Source organism: Marinomonas sp. KMM3893 (genome assembly GCF_004352855.1).
In the GTDB taxonomy this organism is placed as follows: Bacteria; Pseudomonadota; Gammaproteobacteria; order Pseudomonadales; family Marinomonadaceae; genus Marinomonas; species Marinomonas arenicola.
Genome location: NZ_SJSC01000001.1, coordinates 659,414 through 676,497 on the forward strand (window position 1 = coordinate 659,414; position 17,084 = coordinate 676,497).

Below are 17,084 nucleotides of genomic sequence, written 5' to 3' on the forward strand. Positions count from 1 at the left end.
CTATTAATTCCCTGTAAGGGCTTTTTTCAGGCCGCTAATTTTTCTGTCCAAAAACATAAAGCTGGTATCAAAGCGCATGGAGTTTTGTGCGTACTCCGCCTGCTCACGCTGCATGTCTACTGTATTACCATCTAAAGAAGGCTGGCTTGGATTCCGGTAGAAGAGCCCACTATCGTCATCGGCAGCGCTACTGCCTTGTATATGTTGATCGTCGTCACTGGCTAAGCGCAGCTTATTTTTCGCTTCGTCAAACATAGAGCCGAAGGTGATGTCTCTAGCCTTATAATTCGGCGTATCAGCATTGGCAATATTATTCGCCAAGACAGAAGCTCTCGCACTTCTAAACTCCAGCATCTTGTCATGCCCTGCAAACGCTTGATTAAATGATATGGCCACACCACCTCCTAACAACAAATACTTAAAACCTAACATTCTTTAAGCAATATCGGTGCCAAATAAAAAACCTTTATTATTCAATGAGTTAAAAATCAACACCTTATATCCGGCAAAAATCGGCAAGTCCTCTCAAACAGACAGCAACAAAAAAAGCCCGTACCTTGGTGCTACCAAAGTACGGGCTTTTAATCTGTACAATCTTGTTTTAAAGCGACTTAGCTCTATACACTATGCCTGGATGACATTGCACAATCTCAAACAGAGAGGACAAGCCACTTAACGCCTCAGAGCCACCAAGAAACAAATAGCCGCCAGGATTAAGCGAAGCGTGCATGCGCTTCAAAATATCCAACTTAAGTTCCCCATTAAAATAAATCAGCACATTACGGCAAAAAATAATGTCAAATTTGCCTAGTGACGAAAATGGCTCAATCAGGTTTAAATACCTAAAATCGACTCGAGCACTTAAATGCGGTTTTATTTTCCAAGTAGACACATCGACTTTATCAAAATACTTGTGCTGCAAATCCGCACCGAGACCACGAGCAATGGCCAAACTGTCGTATTCCCCTTGCTTAGCGTGCTGCAAAATATTCGTACAAATATCCGTTGCTACAATTCGCTCGCCTGCTTTTAAGACGCCAGGTCTGAGAGACTTAAACTCATCAATCACCATACTGATAGAGTAAGGCTCTTGACCAGTAGAAGACGCGGCGGACCATATTTTAAGGGGTCTGGCCGTCATCTCTGGCAACACTTTATTCTTCAAAATAGTAAACGGGTGAGAATCACGAAACCACAAGGTTTCGTTAGTCGTCATAGCATTAATCACTTCTTCTTTGAGCCTCGCACTGCCGGCACGCTCTAACGCGTCGACCAGCTGCTCAATTTTAGTAAAATTCTCCCTCTCAAGGGTTTTTCCTAACCGGCTAGCAACAAGGTATTGCTTATTCTCACTAAGAGAAATACCACAAGCCTTTTGTAGGAAATTTCTAAACCTAAGATAACCATTAGGTGTAATTGCATTTGTACTACTGAGCATTAAAACTCCTAAAGCAGCAGACAATAAAAGCGCATCGAGACACGGCTCGATTATAACAATGTATCAATCCGCTTGAACCTGAACCGTCTCAATCGCTAAGCGCGCTAATTCATCAGGTTGAAATTTCGCTAAGAACCCATCCGCTCCTACCTTCTTCACCATCGCCTCATTGAAAACGCCGCTCAATGAAGTATGAAGGAGTATGAACAAATCCTGTAAACGGCTGTCATTTCGAATTGCCGTGGTCAAGGTATAGCCATCCATCTCAGGCATTTCGATGTCTGAAATAACCATGGCAAATTCTTTCGTCACATCCGCACCATCAGCCACCATGCCTTGCAGATAGTTTAAGGCTTCACGCCCATCATTTAATACTGTGGTTGCAAAACCCACTTGTTCCATACAACGCTTGATCTGCTTACGGGCAACAGACGAATCATCAACAATAAGAATATGATGTTTCTTAGCATTATTTTGCACGCCTTCGTTGACGATCCCATCAGATATATCCTGACGAGTTGGCGCCACCTCGGACAAAATTTGTTCCACATCGATGATTTCAACCATCTCTTTGTCTACTTGACAGACAGCAGTAAGATAATTGTCATTCAGCAAGCCTCTTGGAGGTGGTTGTATATCACTCCAATTCATGTTCACGATACGCTCAACACCACGCACTAAGAACCCCTGAATACGACGGTTATACTCAGTAATAATGACAAAGCACTGCCCGATATTTTCCATTGGGCTCGCGCCTGTTGCCAACCCTAAGTCTAAAATAGGGATGGTGCCACCACGAATATGCGCCACGCCCCTAACAACCGGGTTGCTGTGCGGTAAAGCGGTCAGTTTAGGACACTGCAATACTTCTTTTACTTTAAAAACATTGATCCCGTAAATCTGTTTTCCATTCAGTCGAAAAAGCAGTAATTCGAGGCGGTTCTCCCCAACTAGCTGGGTACGCTGGTTAACGCTATCGAGAACACTAGCCATAAATGTCTCCTAAAATATGTATACGTAAAGTGAGTATTAAGTCAGACTCATTAATATTAAAATATAAAGCCATAATAGAGGGATTATCCCTATTTTACTAATAACTTAACAATAACAAAGAGAGTTAATTATGTCGTCAGTAAGGCTAATAATAGCCTTTGCTTGCCTCCAAGCCAGTTATAGCTTCGCTTTATCGGTAACCGAGCAAATTCACAACTATATTAATCTTGTTGAGATTCCAAGACTGGCAAGCGTGTACCCCGATGCCGACATTAAAATTGATCTCAATAATCAAGCCGCTCTGAGCTACTTGCCAGATTGCCAAGACACCAAGATAACAATAGAAAACCAACGTCCTAACGCGTCAAAACGCACTACCTACGCGATATCCTGCACATCGCCTGAATGGAAGTCCTTTGTGCCGGTCACCCAAACCATCTTAATTTCTGCCATCAAAGCGACCTCACCGATCAACCGCGGACAGACCATTAACCAGCAAAACACAGACATTGGCCAAGTTGATATCACAAGTCTTAGAGGGCAAGTTTTTACTAAAAGTCACCCACCTTACGGATTAATTGCTTCTCGCAACTTACGTATTAATGCGTTCATCACCGACAACGTCACGAAACAGCCGACGCTGATCAAAAAAGGCGAGCGCATCTTAATTACAGCAAGAACTGGCAATATCGTCGTAAAAATGAATGGCAAAGCACTAGAGAATGGTATTAAAGGTCAACAAATTCGCGTACAAAACACCAGTTCTGGGCGAATTATATACGCGAAAGTTGTAACCGACAGTGAGGTTCTTGTAAACTACTAAGCAGTGTTTCATTGCGATGTATAAATATCGGCTTTTTCTACTAAAGTTTTCCAACTCAAAGCCGTTAAAGCTAGTAGGCAAATCATTCGAGGCGGTAATAACCCAATGGCAATAAATTTTACAGGGATATCAAATCAGGGCAACGTTGCTAAAAACAACCGTACACCTGTAGAAGATTCCACTACATCGAAAGCTTCTGTTGACGCCAACACGTCGAGCAGCGGTGGCATTATGGCCGAAGATACCGTCAAGCTCAGTGGCGCCGCTCAAACACTGCAAAATCAAGAATCCAAAATTAATGGCCTTTCTGACATTGATCAGCAAAAAGTAGATCAGATCAAACAAGCCATTGCATCTGGAAACTACAAAATCGACTCGCAAAAACTTGCCAGCAACATGGCTTCTATGGATTCATTATTCTAGACTGTTACTAATACAGTCTTAATTGGTTTGCCTTATGCTGCCCATCGTTCCTGTTTTTCTAAGAAGCAAAGAAATACTGCAACAGCTGTCCTCTCTGCTTGATAGCGAACGAGTCGCATTTGGTGAGTTAAACAGCGAAGCCATTGTCAGTATCGCCACCGAAAAAAGCACCCTCCTTGATGAAATGAACTTGCTAAATGAGCGCAGAGTCAATCTACTCATTAAGTTCAATATCCTTGACCGCAAGAAACCGTCCGAAGAAGATTTCAAAGTATGGCTTTCTGAGCAAGACAGCTCAATGGATGAAACCCGCCAACTTATGGAAGACTGCGAAGCCCTGCTCATAATCTGCAAAACAAAGAACCAAAGTAATGCTCGCATTCTTAGCACCTTGCAAAAGCGCAACAAACACCTTTTTGAGTTACTGCAAGGTCATAATGACAAAAGTAAAGTCTACACTTCCAGAGGCGCCACCCGCCCAATTAGCAGCAAACACACGCTAGGAAGAGCCTAAAATACTCATACAAATCAATTATTTCCCGCTTCAGAATTTGAGTTAGCGTGCAAAATCAGGTATAAATCTCAGATCGAAAGATAATGTCCCCTTAGTTCAGCCGGATAGAACAAGGACCTCCTAAGTCTTAGACGTGAGTTCGAATCTCGCAGGGGACACCAGACACAAAAAAAGAGCGTTACCGCTCTTTTTAAACGCACAGAAAGTGCTGTTATTCTGCTTCTATCACCTCAAAGCTATGAACAATCTTCACACCGCCTTTTTCAAGCATCAAAGACGCAGAACAATATTCTTCAGCCGATAGCTTAACGGCGCGCTCTACCACCTTGTCCTTGAGGTTACGCCCAGTCACTACAAAATGAACGCGTATTTCAGTAAAAACGGACGGAACAGCATCCGCACGATCCGCGTCAATCTTAGCCACACAAGAGACCACATCTTGACGAGATTTTTTAAGAATATTCACCACATCATAAGAGGTGCAACCACCTAAGCCGGCCAATAAGAGCTCCATTGGGCGAGCGCCAGCTTGTTGATTACCATCTATTTCAATACTAAAGCCTGAGCCTGTTTGTGCGGTAAAATGCACATCTTCTTGCCATGTTACTTCGGTTTTCATCGTCTAACCTTCTTTACAATCTTAATCAAAAAGCTCTGCCAATTTTTCACCTGGATTTTGCGCTTTCATAAAGGCTTCACCAACCAAAAAGGCATGTATATTGTTTTGACGCATTAGCGCCACATCATCGCGTGAATGAATACCACTTTCCGTCACAATTAGACGATTTTCAGGAACGCCTTTCATCAACTCAAAAGTATGATCTAGGCTTAATTCAAAGGTATGCAAGTCTCTATTGTTAATGCCTAACAATTCTGTCTCGGTATACTCCAATGCAAGCTCCAATTCTGCCTGATTGTGAACCTCAACCAAAACATCCATCCCCAACTCTCGCGCCAAGGAATCAAACGCTTTCAGTTGAGCACCATCTAAACAGGCCGCAATCAGAAGAATGCAATCCGCCCCAATCGCACGAGATTCCATTATTTGATATTCATCGACCATGAAATCTTTGCGAATCACTGGCAACTTGCAGGCATTACGCGCCTCGACCAGATAATCCTCATGGCCCATGAAAAAATCGTGATCGGTTAGTACAGACAAACACGCAGCGCCATGCTGCTCATAAGAGCGAGCAATTTGTGCTGGCGAAAAATTTTCTCGCAAAACGCCTTTACTAGGGGATGCTTTCTTTACTTCTGCGATTACCCCAGCGTTACCCGCTGCCACCTTGTTACGCAGCGCCTGAGCAAAGCCTCTTGTCGCATTATGAACATTGGCGACAGAAGCGGCCACTTCCAAATTCGCATAAGAGGTTTGGGCTTTACGCGCCTCTATTTCTTCAAACTTACGCGCGACAATTTTTCTTAAAATGGTTGGAATTTCTACTTGCATAACAACATCCTTCGCTTTATTTACTCAGCGTTTTTATAATAACGGGTAAAACTAGCCAACTCAGAAAGCTTCACTTTTGCCAGCCCACTACCAATCATGTCTTCCGCCATTTCTACGCCTTGCTTTAGCGTGTCAGCGACACCACAAACATAGATAGCTGCACCAGCATTTAACGCCACAATATCGCGCGCCGGATTCTCAATACCCTTGCCTTCTAATGCCGTTTTTACCAGCACCAAGCTGTTACTTGAATCTGTGGCTTGCAAGCTTTCAAGAGATTGGGTCGGAATCCCAAAGTCTTCCGGTGCAACCGTATATTCTGTGATCTCACCGTTTTTCAACTCGGCGACATACGTCGGTGCGCCAATGCTAATTTCGTCCAAGCCATCTTGAGAATGAACCACCATCACATGCTCACTGCCTAATGCCTTAAGCACTTCGGCAATGGGACGAACCCACTCTTTCGCGAAAACACCCATCACCTGATTCTTAGTACCAGCCGGATTAGTCAGCGGCCCTAATAAGTTAAAAATCGTTCGTGTGGCCATTTCTTTACGAGGGCCTACTGCGTACTTCATTGCAGAGTGATGATTTGGCGCGAACATAAAACCCAAACCAATTTCTTCAACACAACGACAGACTTGCTCCGCGCTTAAATCAAGGTAGATTCCCGCCTCTTCCAATACATCGGCACTGCCCGATTTGGAGGAAACAGAACGCCCGCCATGCTTAGCAACCTTGCCACCAGCAGCAGCAACCACAAACGCCGACGCCGTAGACACATTAAATAAGTTACCGCCATCGCCCCCGGTACCACAGGTATCGACCAAATTGTCTAATGGCAAATCGACCTTCATAGACAATTCGCGCATTACCTCTGCGGCGGCTGTAATTTCGGCGACGGTTTCGCCTTTCATTCGTAAACCGATTAAGAATCCGCCAATTTGAGCGGGTGTGGCTTTTCCTGTCATTATATCGGTCATAACAAGACGCATTTGATCACTGGTCAAATCCTGATGACTCGCTACCGCTGAGATTGCTTTTTGGATATCCACCCGTTTCTCCTATCGCGTCAAAAAATTTGCTAACAAGGCGTGTCCCGCCTCAGTCAAAATAGATTCTGGGTGAAATTGCACCCCCTCTACAGGTAGGGACTTATGTCGCATCCCCATAATTTCGTCTCGATTACCGTCTTGGTCCTGTGTCCAAGCCGTCACCTCAAAGCAGTCCGGTAAACTGGTTTCATCAACAATCAGAGAATGATAACGCGTTGCTCTTTGCGGATTCGGTAAGCCTTGAAATACAGACGTGCCATGGTGATAAATAAGCGAGGTTTTCCCATGCATGACATTTTTAGCACGAATCACATCTCCACCAAAGACTTGCCCAATACTTTGATGGCCTAAGCAAATGCCTAAAATAGGAATTTTACCGGCAAATTCACGAATCGCGTCCATCGAAATACCGGCTTCATTTGGCGTACAAGGGCCCGGCGAAATAACCAAATGAGAAGGCGCAAGTTGTGCAATTTCTTCTAGGCTAATTTCATCGTTGCGGTAAACACAAACTTCAGCGCCTAATTCACGAAAATACTGCACTAGGTTGTAAGTAAAAGAGTCGTAATTATCGATCATTAACAGCATGTTTGTACTAACTCTTTAAATTCATATAAGGCATTAAAATACACGGTTATGGTTTCATCTAGCTGGCGCGTCTTTTCGCCTCACCGCCGGGAAACATAACATTCGTTAGAGCTCGATTTTAAAGGATTTGCCTCACGAACACTAACACCTTTCTCTGACGTTGGAGCGATTGCCTCGCTCTCTAAATAAAAACACAACAAAATATCAAGAAAGCTAAGCCTTATTCAATTTTTTCGTCAAAAAGTACTTAACAATCGTCTCTTGTTTGAAACAATCACCGTTATACTTCACACTAACGCTCCATCGCTACTTCCTCTCTTTTTTGGTTATAAAGGACATGCTGTGCACAACCAAGTTGCAGACCTTATTGAAGCACTAATTCAAGATGAGTACTCCTATGAGTCCATCGGCAAAGCCATAGCCGAATTAACACCAGACGATGTGGCGCTGGCATTAGAGTCCATTCCGCTCGCACAAAGAACGAGAGCGTGGCAGAACATAAAACAAGCGAATCGCCTCGATATTTTGGTTGAAATGCGAGGTGAATCTCGACGCCTGCTGTTAAAAGAGCTTGATGAATCTGACATTGAAGCCTTATTTGCAGATGTTGACGCTGAAGATTTGCTCGAGATTGCGGATTCCCTACCTGACAAAATGGTAGATCTCGCACTCAACCAAATGGACCATAAACAGAGAGAATACTACCAAAAAGGGATTGTCTATGATGATGACCTTGTTGGCCGCTGGATGGATCATGAGTTGCTCATCACCTCGCAAAGCATTCGCTCATCAGAAGCATTGCGTTTACTTAAAAAGAGCACCCCCAATTACACCGACATGATTTACTTGGTTAATCGCACCGGACGCTGGGTTGGTTGCGTGAAGTTTGACGCCCTATTCAAAGCCCAAGGGCACGAAGCGATATCCAGTTTAGTAGACGATGACTGCCCTTTTATTTTGGCAACAACCGAGCTGACAAAAGCCGCTGAGCAACTCGAAAGGGCAGAGCTTTCTGCCTTACCCGTGGTGGATGAAAATCACATATTATTAGGTCGCTTCCATACTGGACTCGCACTGGAAAGCCTGCGACTTGCCTATGAAACACAGCAAATGACGACAGCAGGTTTAAACGAAGAGTCAGACCTATTTGCCCCGGTAAAACGCAGCGCGGCGACGCGAGGGATTTGGCTTGGCATCAACCTTTTAACGGCTTTTTTAGCGTCTTCTTTTATTGGCCTATTTGAAGCGACCCTCCAGCAAGTGGTCGCTCTTGCGGTATTGATGCCTATTGTTGCGTCAATGGGAGGCATCGCCGGTAGCCAAACACTCACATTGATCGTACGAGGCTTAGCGCTAGGGCAAATCACCCGCAGCAACTTAAAATCCTTGCTTTCAAAAGAACTAAAAGTCGGCATATTAAACGGCATTCTCTGGGCCATCGTCATTGGAGTGGTCACACTTTGGTGGTTTGAAAACCCTATGTTGGGGGCCGTTATCGGCATGGCCATTATCGTCAATATTATTATGGCCGCTTTTTCTGGTGTCATCATCCCTGTTGTTTTAGACAAACTAAAAATCGACCCCGCGCTTTCTGGCTCCGTCATTTTAACCACGGTGACAGACATCGCAGGCTTTGTCGCTTTCTTAGGGTTGGGCACACTCTTTCTTCTTTAACCAGATTACGATGCATTTTTTAGCACTAAACAAAACAGGACAAGACAGACAATGACTTGGGAAACAGCACAAACATACTTAGGGTTAGGCGACTCCAATATGCACTGGATAGTGCGTGTTTTTATCGTCGTTTTACTCACCCTTATCGTCAACTTTATTGCTGTGCGAGTATTAGGCCGCATTGAGCACCACCTAGGGAAGACCAAAAACCCTTGGGACAACGTGCTGATCCAAGCCACTCAAAAACCAATTGGGGTCTTTATTTGGCTCGTTGGTCTCTCGGTTGCCGCGGAAATATCAGGCACGGAATTAGACCCGAAATTTGCCTCCCTCATCAGCGCAGTCCGTGAAGTCGGTATCATTACGCTGCTTGCTTGGTTTGTATTAAGGTTTATAAAAGGCGCAGAAACCACCCTTACTACGTCCGAAAAAATAGCCTCTAAAGTAGATTACACGACGGCGGGAGCCATCAGTAAGCTACTTAGAGTCTCCGTTATCATTACCGCCATGCTCGTTATCCTACAAACCTTGGGATACAGTATTTCTGGGGTGTTAGCCTTTGGGGGGGTCGGCGGTATTGCCGTTGGTTTTGCCGCTAAAGATCTGCTAGCCAACTTTTTTGGTGGCCTAGTGGTCTATTTAGACCGACCTTTTGTGGTCGGCGACTGGATTCGCTCGCCAGACAAAAACATTGAAGGTACGGTGGAAAACATAGGCTGGCGCCAAACACGCATCAGAACATTTGATAAACGCCCTTTGTATGTTCCCAACTCAACCTTCTCTTTAATTTCGGTCGAAAACCCATCACGAATGAGCCACCGCCGAATTAACGAAACCATCGGTGTTCGTTATGATGATTTCAGCAAATTGCCTGACATTATTGCCGAGGTAAAAGAAATGATCGCCAACCATGATGATTTAGACATGAGCCAAACATGCATGGTGAACTTTAACCAGTTTGGCCCCTCTTCTTTGGATTTCTTTATCTACACTTTCACCAAGACAGTTGATTGGAAAATTTTCCACAACGTCAAACAAGACGTATTGTTTAAAATCATGGCCATTATTGAATCCCATGGCGCTGAAGTCGCTTTCCCAACGCACACAGTCCATATGGCAAACCATGCTCATATGCCATTTGACCACACGCCAGAAGGTGACGCTTCCACCGCTGAGAAAGGCCAATAGAAAACAAAAAAGGGTCAAGCGGCGAACCGACTTGACCCTTTTTATCCTCTGTATGTCTTGTCTAAATCAGCAACTCTGCTAAGTCATCCATCACCGCATCCGCACCCAAAGAAGCCAAGTCTACTCCTTGATGGTAGCCATATGTGACGAGCGCGCACTTAAAGCCCGCATTGTTCGCCGCACGAAAATCCGTGATAGAGTCACCGATCATTAAACACTTCTCAGGTTCCGCTTCAATCGCCTCACAGCAATGCAATAGCGGCAACGCCGATGGCTTTTTCTCGGCCAATGTATCGCCACCCAAAAACCAACCGAAATGCTCAGTAATTTCAAAGTGATCCAAAATAGGTTTGATAAAAATACCTGGTTTATTGGTCACCAAAGCCACTGGCACACCTTGATGTTTAAAGGCTTTCAGCAACTCTTTTACATTTGAGTACAGCTTTGTTTTGTCCGTCGAGTGCTCAAAATAATGCTTCAAAAACCGACTGTAGCACTCTTCATGCTTGTTCGGATCAAGGTCAGCCCATGCCATCGCCTGCTCGATAAGCTTAGCCGAGCCCAAACCAACCCAGCCGCGCACTCGATCTTCACCTGCCAACGCCACCCCTTGCTCAGCCAGGAAGGCATCAACGGAAGCGGCAATATCCGGCACACTATCGACAAGCGTGCCATCTAAGTCAAAACAGACCAAATCAGGCCAACCGTCAAACCACCGCTTAAAATGTCGTGGTGTTTTCATTAACGCACACTCGCCAGTTCTGTGCGCATCATATCAATCACCGCTTTATAGTCTTCTTTACCAAAGATAGCCGAACCAGCAACAAAGGTATCCGCTCCTGCTTGAGCAATCTCAGCGATGTTCTTTTCACTCACGCCACCGTCCACTTCTAAGCGAATATTACGGCCACTGGCTTCAATCATGGTTCTGACTTCGCGAAGTTTATCTAATGTACCAGGGATAAAAGATTGCCCGCCAAATCCTGGGTTCACCGACATCAGTAGCACCATGTCGATTTTGTCCATCACGTACTTTAAGTGATGCAATGGCGTCGCTGGGTTAAAAACCAAACCTGCGCGACAACCGCCATCTTTTATCATTTGCAAAGATCTATCGATGTGCTCACTGGCTTCTGGGTGAAAGGTAATGCTCGTTGCACCGGCCTCAATAAACTCTTTGATCATACGATCAACAGGCTTCACCATCAGGTGAACATCAATATCCGCTGTCACGCCATGCTTGCGCAATGCTTTACAGACCATAGGCCCTATCGTTAGATTAGGTACGTAATGGTTATCCATCACGTCGAAGTGAATCATGTCGGCTCCCGCTTCTAATACCTTATCTACCTCTTCCCCTAAACGGGCAAAATCGGCAGCAAGGATAGAAGGGGCGATAATAAAATCATTCATATCTGGCTCCAGCAGTGACAAAATAGAAAACATCTTACTCTTTTTGGCATTTTAACAAGGCACACTTAATAAGTATTGATAACAATGAAGAAAAATACTAAGAGATTTATACAGACGATTTTATTAGGGCTGACACTCCCTTTGTCGTCAATTGCCAAGGCTGCAGAAGACTCGCCCACCAGCCCGCCTCAGCCAAACTCCACCAAAAGGGTGGTGCCTGACCCGGAAAAATCACGCATTCAAGCTTTAGAAGACACCTTAAAACAGAATCACCTAGCCCATCAGATCAACATCCTTCAAGCGCAAGGCAGCCCTTTTCTTACTCTCTACAGAAGCGCGCTCACTGGAGACTCCCAAGGCTGCGCCATTTTACTTCAGTCTGACAATGAGCACCCTGATTGGCCTTCTGTTATATCACCGCTGAGAAACGCACTCCCAAAATACAGCTGGTGCACCGTTTCTATTGAGATACCAGACATCACCAAGCGTGCCCAAGCCGTCAAAATACCAACTAAGCCGCTGGCTACTGGCACACAAGACACCCCTTCTAAGAAAATAACCTTACCAAACCAAGAGATGGTCTTTGCTCGTATCCAAGCCACCATTGACGACGCAAAGAGCAAAGGCAATAACAAACAATTCGTCTTTATAGGTTACGGAACTGGCGCGGCTTATGCGCTACACTTTCTTGCCCAAAACAAAACCTTAGGCGATGCTCTCATCCTCATAGACACACTCACCCCTAGCCCAACCACTGACTATGACCTTGCTCAAGAATTAAGTGTAATAGAACAACCCGTGCTCGATTATTACTTTGATGATTCCGCGCAAGCTCTTAGATTTGCAGTATGGCGAAAACAGGCCGCCAACCAAAGAAAGGGCGAGACGGGTGAATTTACTCAACTCACCGCCACTGACGAAGCAAACGCACCAGTCGAAGATGTTCAGCAAGTTCTTCAGCGAGTGCGTGGATTTCTAAAACAAAACACGGCCCAAACAGAGCAGTTAAAATCTATTCCCGCATACAAAAAAGGGCTTTTCTATGAAAGCCCTTAATCGTTAACCTTATGACGAGCCAAGCCACTTATTTACGAGATTTTTTAATCATCTCATAAGCAGATTGTATTTCTTGAGTACGCTCTTTTGCATGCTCAATCATTTCGTCTGGCAAGCCTTTTGCGCTCAGCTTATCTGGGTGATGCTGGCTCATCAGTTTACGATACGCCTTTTTAATATCCCCATCACTCATATCAGCACTGACGCCCAATGCATCATAAGCCGCTTTTAATAAATCTTTCGAATCCGCAGCGTTTGCTGAAGATTGGTAACCTTGTCTGAAATGCGCCTGCTGCTTCACCTGTATATGCAAGCTTTCAAACTCAGCAACGGAAACACCAAGGTAAGCGCATACTTGCGACACCAAGGATTTTTCTTCGACACTAAAATGACCATCCGCATAAGCAGAGACCAATAATATTTCCAGCAAAGTTCGAGTCAGATCACCAGGACCCACGACCTCTTTGAATTGCCCCAACACAGAAACTAGGTCGAAATTAGCAGATTTACCTTCATTAAATAACTGACGGGCCTGCTCTTGCGCCATCGGCGATAAACGCAATCGCTGCATGACCGCTTCAGCTAATTGAATCTCTTCTTGGGACACACGGCCGTCTGACTTCGCTAATCGCCCCATTAGTAAAAATAGTGTACGAAAAAAAGTTTCTTGCTGTTGACGAACATTTGTTCGCCCACGTAAACCAACAAAAGCGTCGCCACGCTTTGCACCATCTAGCATTGCGCCGATAAACAAGCCCAGCAGCCCGCCCCAGAATCCCATCACGACGGTGCCAAAAATTGCACCAATCAACTTCCACATAAAGATATTTCTCCAGAATCGGTAGCCCGTAGAGGCCTGCTTAGATTATCATTTGTCATTATCAAGGACCCGACTAGGGGCAGAGTCCAATTTAGGACAATCATCATTTGGCGACAAGTATACCCTGCATGGTTAAGCATTCACGTATTTACGCTTTATTTTTTCAAAGTCTTTTCATTTTACCTGCGGCTCATGCAAACCAATGGGACTGGGTTCCACGGGAATCCCTACCTGCAGAGCAACAGGCACAACTTGGCCGATATTGCCAAGGGTCGTACATCGACCAATGGAAAAGCCCTAACTCTGAAGACACTAATCTTAAGGCTGATTTAATTTATCGAGATGAGAATGGTGTCGTCCACCTCAATGGGGCGGCAGAAATCATTCAGCCAACGTCAAGCCTGCAGGCTGATAATATTGAAGGCGTGCCCGACAAATATTATAAAACAGACGGCAACGTTATTTTGAGGCAGAAAGGTCAGATGATTCGTGGCTCCAGCGGCTATGTATCCAACTCAACCGACTCCCCAACCGAATTTGTTGATGCCAAGTTTATCAACTTGGAATCAGGCCAACGCGGAGCGGCAAAATCCTTACTGCGCAGTAAAAATGGCATAATCTTTATTCATCAAGGGTATTACACCACTTGTGAACCAACAGAAGAAAGCTGGCAGCTGTACGGAACCGCGATTGAGCTTAACCCTCAAGAGGGTTTTGGTACCGCTGAGAACGTTCAGATCCGAATTCACGATGTGCCTGTTTTTTACTTTCCTTGGTTACGCTTTCCTTTAAACAACGCGCGTCAAACCGGTTTCTTATTCCCAACGTTTGGTGTTTCTGGCAGCAAAGGCATCAGTGTTTCTGCGCCTTTTTACTGGAACATTGCGCCAAACTACGACGCCACCATTACCCCCAACTACATTCAAGAAGAAGGTTCTGGGTTTGACCTTGAATTACGCCATTTAGGTGACTATGACGAGACGACCTTTGAACAATCGACCTTTGAGGATAATGACGAAGGCGAACAAATCGTTCGTAAATTCAAAACTGACTTAACGTTTAATAAGTACTTTAGTAGCGGTTTATTACTAGAAGACAACCCAACCGAAGACAAATACCCAGACGCCAACACCACCTCCATCGGTGAAGAAGACAACTACGAGCGCAGTGGTTATCTTTCGTTTAACAATGGCAATTTTAGCAGTAAAGCCACTGTACGACGTTACCAAACGCCGGATCCAGATGAGGATGCGCCATTTGAATGGCTACCTCGTGTTGCATCTTCATACCGTTATGCCACAGGGTTGTTTGATTACAGTGTCGACATGCAATACACGGACTTCTATGACCCTGATGAAGATGACTTTGACGGCCAACGTACCGTCTTAAACCAAGACCTTAGTCTCAGTTTTAGTAACGCTTGGGGCAGTTTCAGTCCGGGTGTCTTGATACAGAATCGTGATTACTCTATTCACGATTACACAGACGACTCTGATTACGATACCAGCCTGAACCACGTCTCAACGTATTTTGACACTAAGACAGTGTTTGAACGCAGCATCACCAACGGTGATAAAACATGGCGTCAAACCCTTGAGCCGAGACTTAGCTTTTTAGACTCGCCTTACACAGACCAAACAGACATTGTCGACTTTGACGCCAGCACCTCGGTAATGAGTTACTCTCAAGCCTTCAGTCATGAACGCTTCAGTGGTAATGACCGCATTGGTGACACAAGACAGTTTACACTCGGCGTTGAAAGCCGTTTATACGACGAAAACAACAATGAGCGCTGGGCCTTCAAACTGGGACAAATTCAATACCTAAAAGACCGTTTTGTCTCCACTAGTGGAGACACTGACAGCGATACACCGGTCGATGACGACAGCACCAGTCCATTACTTGGGTCTGTCACCTACACCGGAAGCGATCGTTTCAGTTTAACCGCCAATGCCAACTATGATCTCGGCGGACGCGACACCACGCTTACTCAAGTTATTGTAAAATTGAAACCAGTTGACGAAGTCAAAGTCAATTTAAGTTATCTTTATAGCATTGATAACGATGACGAAGATGACGACACTAACCAAAGTAATATCGGCACCATTTTCCCAATCAATCAAAACTGGTCGATGTTTTTACAACACACCTATGACTTCTTTGATAATAGAAGTACAAAAGAAGTCGCCGGCCTAGGCTATGAAAATTGCTGTGTCAAAGTATCAGCAAGCTACCAACACTGGCTTAACGATGACAGCGAATTTGAAAGCGGCTTCTTCCTACAATTTACGTTACGTAGTTTAAGTAGTCCTGGTGCTAAAGATAACAGCACATCTAGCATCGCTGATGAATATTGGAACGAAGGAAAAGTTGGATACTAATGATGAAATTATTTTCTTTTATACTAAGCGCGCTGCTCATTCTTGCGCCTTTTCAAAGCCTTCAAGCCGCGCCAACAAAACTTGATGGCATTGCCGCTATTGTTGACTCTCAACCGATCCTAGACAGCGACATTCAAGCCCGCTTCAATGTGGTAAAAAGTCGTATTCCAGGCGGTCAAATGTCCGCAAATATCCACCGTCAAATTCTCAACCAGTTGATCGACGAGACCCTAGAAGCAAACTACGCGGTAAGCGTTGGTATGCAAGCCTCTAGCAGCACGGTTGATAAAGCCATTATGAGCGTGGCTCAACGTATGAATACGGATATAGATGGCTTAAAACAAGTGCTTGCCAAACAAGGCATCAATTACAGCCGCTATCGCGATCAGATCGAAAAAGAAATTTTGATCAACAACATCAAAAAAGAAATCATCAAAAAACGCATTACGATTAGCGACCAAGAAATCAGCGATTACCTTAGCTCCGACACCAGCTTGAGCAAAGACAAAGACGAGGTGCATTTAAGACACCTATTAATTCGTTCAAGCCAACCAAGCGAAGCCAAGGCAAAAATTGAAGCCATTGCCAAGAAAATCCACAGCGAGAGCGATTTCATCGACGAAGCCATTGCCAACTCAGATGGTCAATTTGCCATCGAAGGTGGTGACCTAGGCTGGCGCCCTCTTAACCAACTCCCCCCTTTGTTTGTGAGAGCTCTGGGTGATAGCCAGCCAGGCTCACTGGTGGGTCCGATTCAAAGTAACGCAGGTTTTCACTTACTTTGGCTAATGGACAAGCGCTCCCCTTCGACTACGATTCAGCAACAGACGAAAGCGCGTCACATATTAGTTCGCCCTAACGAAATCAGAGACATGAAACAGACCAAGGCATTGGCTGAAAACATCTACCAGCAACTTAAGAAAGGCGCGGACTTTGGTGATCTAGCGAGAAAATACAGCGAAGATCAAGGCTCCACCCTACAAGGCGGCGAACTTGGCTGGGTATCTCCTAAAACCATGGTGCCAGAATTCGAGCAAGTCATGGACAAAACGGCCATTGGCGACTTTAGCCAACCCTTCCAAACTCAATTTGGCTGGCACATTGTTGAAGTAGAAGGCCGCCGTAAAGCGGACATCAGTGAAAAAGTACAGCGCGCAAAAGCTGAACAAGCGTTAATCGCCCAGAAAAAAGACGTGGTACTAAGCAATTGGCTGGCAGAATTAAAAGCGGATGCTTTTATCGACATCAAGGACTAAACCACTAAC

At 44.9% G+C, this 17,084-nt stretch carries 18 protein-coding genes and 1 tRNA gene; 9 read left to right on the forward strand and 10 right to left on the reverse strand.

All coding sequences use genetic code 11. From position 1 onward, the window contains the following. Nucleotides 1-3: 3 nt before the first annotated feature. From flgB to E0D71_RS03045, 3 genes are all read right to left on the reverse strand, one after another. Nucleotides 4-396 (reverse strand): flagellar basal body rod protein FlgB, encoded by a 393-nt coding sequence (gene flgB / locus E0D71_RS03035; RefSeq protein WP_133001810.1) that lies wholly within the window; start codon nucleotides 394-396, stop codon nucleotides 4-6. A gap of 205 nt (nucleotides 397-601) precedes the next feature. Then, a complete protein-coding gene (locus tag E0D71_RS03040) occupies nucleotides 602-1,438 on the reverse strand; it encodes a protein-glutamate O-methyltransferase CheR (protein WP_133001811.1) in 837 nt (278 codons plus the stop codon). 63 nt (nucleotides 1,439-1,501) lie between these two features. Beyond that, a complete protein-coding gene (locus E0D71_RS03045) occupies nucleotides 1,502-2,431 on the reverse strand; it encodes a chemotaxis protein CheV (protein ID WP_133001812.1) in 930 nt (309 codons plus the stop codon). 130 nt (nucleotides 2,432-2,561) lie between these two features. Between E0D71_RS03045 and flgA the strand changes: the two genes are divergently transcribed. The 4 genes from flgA (at nucleotide 2,562) to E0D71_RS03065 (ending at nucleotide 4,352) form a co-directional block, all read left to right on the forward strand. Further along, nucleotides 2,562-3,254: a flagellar basal body P-ring formation chaperone FlgA gene (flgA, locus tag E0D71_RS03050; RefSeq protein ID WP_133001813.1), complete on the forward strand. Its 693-nt coding sequence runs from the start codon at nucleotides 2,562-2,564 to the stop codon at nucleotides 3,252-3,254. A 105-nt stretch (nucleotides 3,255-3,359) separates the two neighbouring features. Continuing rightward, nucleotides 3,360-3,677 (forward strand): flagellar biosynthesis anti-sigma factor FlgM, encoded by a 318-nt coding sequence (gene flgM / locus E0D71_RS03055; protein ID WP_133001814.1) that lies wholly within the window; start codon nucleotides 3,360-3,362, stop codon nucleotides 3,675-3,677. Between the two features lie 34 nt (nucleotides 3,678-3,711). Further along, nucleotides 3,712-4,191, forward strand: coding sequence for a flagellar protein FlgN (locus tag E0D71_RS03060; RefSeq protein ID WP_133001815.1), 480 nt, complete (start codon nucleotides 3,712-3,714; stop codon nucleotides 4,189-4,191). An 85-nt stretch (nucleotides 4,192-4,276) separates the two neighbouring features. Next, a tRNA-Arg gene (locus E0D71_RS03065) sits at nucleotides 4,277-4,352 on the forward strand. Nucleotides 4,353-4,402: 50 nt separating this feature from the next. On the opposite strand, the gene E0D71_RS03070 is transcribed toward E0D71_RS03065, so the two are convergent. Genes E0D71_RS03070 through E0D71_RS03085 form a run of 4 tightly spaced genes read right to left on the reverse strand, consistent with a single transcriptional unit; the run spans nucleotide 4,403 to nucleotide 7,287 of the window. Next, nucleotides 4,403-4,810 (reverse strand): OsmC family protein, encoded by a 408-nt coding sequence (locus E0D71_RS03070; RefSeq protein ID WP_133001816.1) that lies wholly within the window; start codon nucleotides 4,808-4,810, stop codon nucleotides 4,403-4,405. A gap of 21 nt (nucleotides 4,811-4,831) precedes the next feature. Further along, nucleotides 4,832-5,644, reverse strand: a complete 813-nt coding sequence (gene trpC, locus E0D71_RS03075; RefSeq protein ID WP_133001817.1) for an indole-3-glycerol phosphate synthase TrpC — start codon at nucleotides 5,642-5,644, stop codon at nucleotides 4,832-4,834. 20 nt (nucleotides 5,645-5,664) lie between these two features. Further along, nucleotides 5,665-6,699 (reverse strand): anthranilate phosphoribosyltransferase, encoded by a 1,035-nt coding sequence (gene trpD / locus E0D71_RS03080; RefSeq protein ID WP_133001818.1) that lies wholly within the window; start codon nucleotides 6,697-6,699, stop codon nucleotides 5,665-5,667. Nucleotides 6,700-6,708: 9 nt separating this feature from the next. Next, complete coding sequence (locus tag E0D71_RS03085) at nucleotides 6,709-7,287, reverse strand: aminodeoxychorismate/anthranilate synthase component II (RefSeq protein ID WP_133001819.1); 579 nt, start codon at nucleotides 7,285-7,287, stop codon at nucleotides 6,709-6,711. A gap of 342 nt (nucleotides 7,288-7,629) precedes the next feature. Here E0D71_RS03085 and E0D71_RS03090 point away from each other — a divergent pair, with 342 nt between their 5' ends. Together E0D71_RS03090 and E0D71_RS03095 are read left to right on the forward strand one after the other, a co-directional pair. Further along, on the forward strand, nucleotides 7,630-8,961 hold the full coding sequence (locus E0D71_RS03090) for a magnesium transporter (RefSeq protein WP_133001820.1): 1,332 nt from the start codon (nucleotides 7,630-7,632) through the stop codon (nucleotides 8,959-8,961). A 51-nt stretch (nucleotides 8,962-9,012) separates the two neighbouring features. Further along, nucleotides 9,013-10,149 carry a mechanosensitive ion channel family protein gene (locus E0D71_RS03095; protein WP_133001821.1) on the forward strand — a complete coding sequence of 379 codons (1,137 nt, stop codon included), beginning with the start codon at nucleotides 9,013-9,015 and terminating at the stop codon, nucleotides 10,147-10,149. A gap of 61 nt (nucleotides 10,150-10,210) precedes the next feature. Here E0D71_RS03095 and E0D71_RS03100 read toward each other — a convergent pair whose 3' ends face one another. Next, entirely contained in the window at nucleotides 10,211-10,891 is a 681-nt protein-coding gene (locus tag E0D71_RS03100) for a phosphoglycolate phosphatase (protein ID WP_133001822.1), read from the reverse strand. Further along, a complete protein-coding gene (rpe, locus tag E0D71_RS03105) occupies nucleotides 10,891-11,562 on the reverse strand; it encodes a ribulose-phosphate 3-epimerase (RefSeq protein WP_133001823.1) in 672 nt (223 codons plus the stop codon). Before rpe ends, E0D71_RS03100 begins: the two co-directional genes overlap by 1 nt. Before the next feature lie 84 nt (nucleotides 11,563-11,646). Here rpe and E0D71_RS03110 point away from each other — a divergent pair, with 84 nt between their 5' ends. Then, nucleotides 11,647-12,618 (forward strand): DUF3530 family protein, encoded by a 972-nt coding sequence (locus E0D71_RS03110; protein ID WP_133001824.1) that lies wholly within the window; start codon nucleotides 11,647-11,649, stop codon nucleotides 12,616-12,618. A 28-nt stretch (nucleotides 12,619-12,646) separates the two neighbouring features. Here E0D71_RS03110 and djlA read toward each other — a convergent pair whose 3' ends face one another. Next, nucleotides 12,647-13,438: a co-chaperone DjlA gene (djlA, locus tag E0D71_RS03115; RefSeq protein ID WP_133001825.1), complete on the reverse strand. Its 792-nt coding sequence runs from the start codon at nucleotides 13,436-13,438 to the stop codon at nucleotides 12,647-12,649. A 128-nt stretch (nucleotides 13,439-13,566) separates the two neighbouring features. Between djlA and lptD the strand changes: the two genes are divergently transcribed. Both lptD and E0D71_RS03125 read left to right on the forward strand, forming a co-directional pair. Then, nucleotides 13,567-15,819, forward strand: a complete 2,253-nt coding sequence (lptD, locus tag E0D71_RS03120; RefSeq protein WP_133001826.1) for an LPS assembly protein LptD — start codon at nucleotides 13,567-13,569, stop codon at nucleotides 15,817-15,819. Continuing rightward, nucleotides 15,819-17,075 (forward strand): peptidylprolyl isomerase, encoded by a 1,257-nt coding sequence (locus tag E0D71_RS03125; RefSeq protein WP_133001827.1) that lies wholly within the window; start codon nucleotides 15,819-15,821, stop codon nucleotides 17,073-17,075. Before lptD ends, E0D71_RS03125 begins: the two co-directional genes overlap by 1 nt. Nucleotides 17,076-17,084 lie beyond the last annotated feature (9 nt).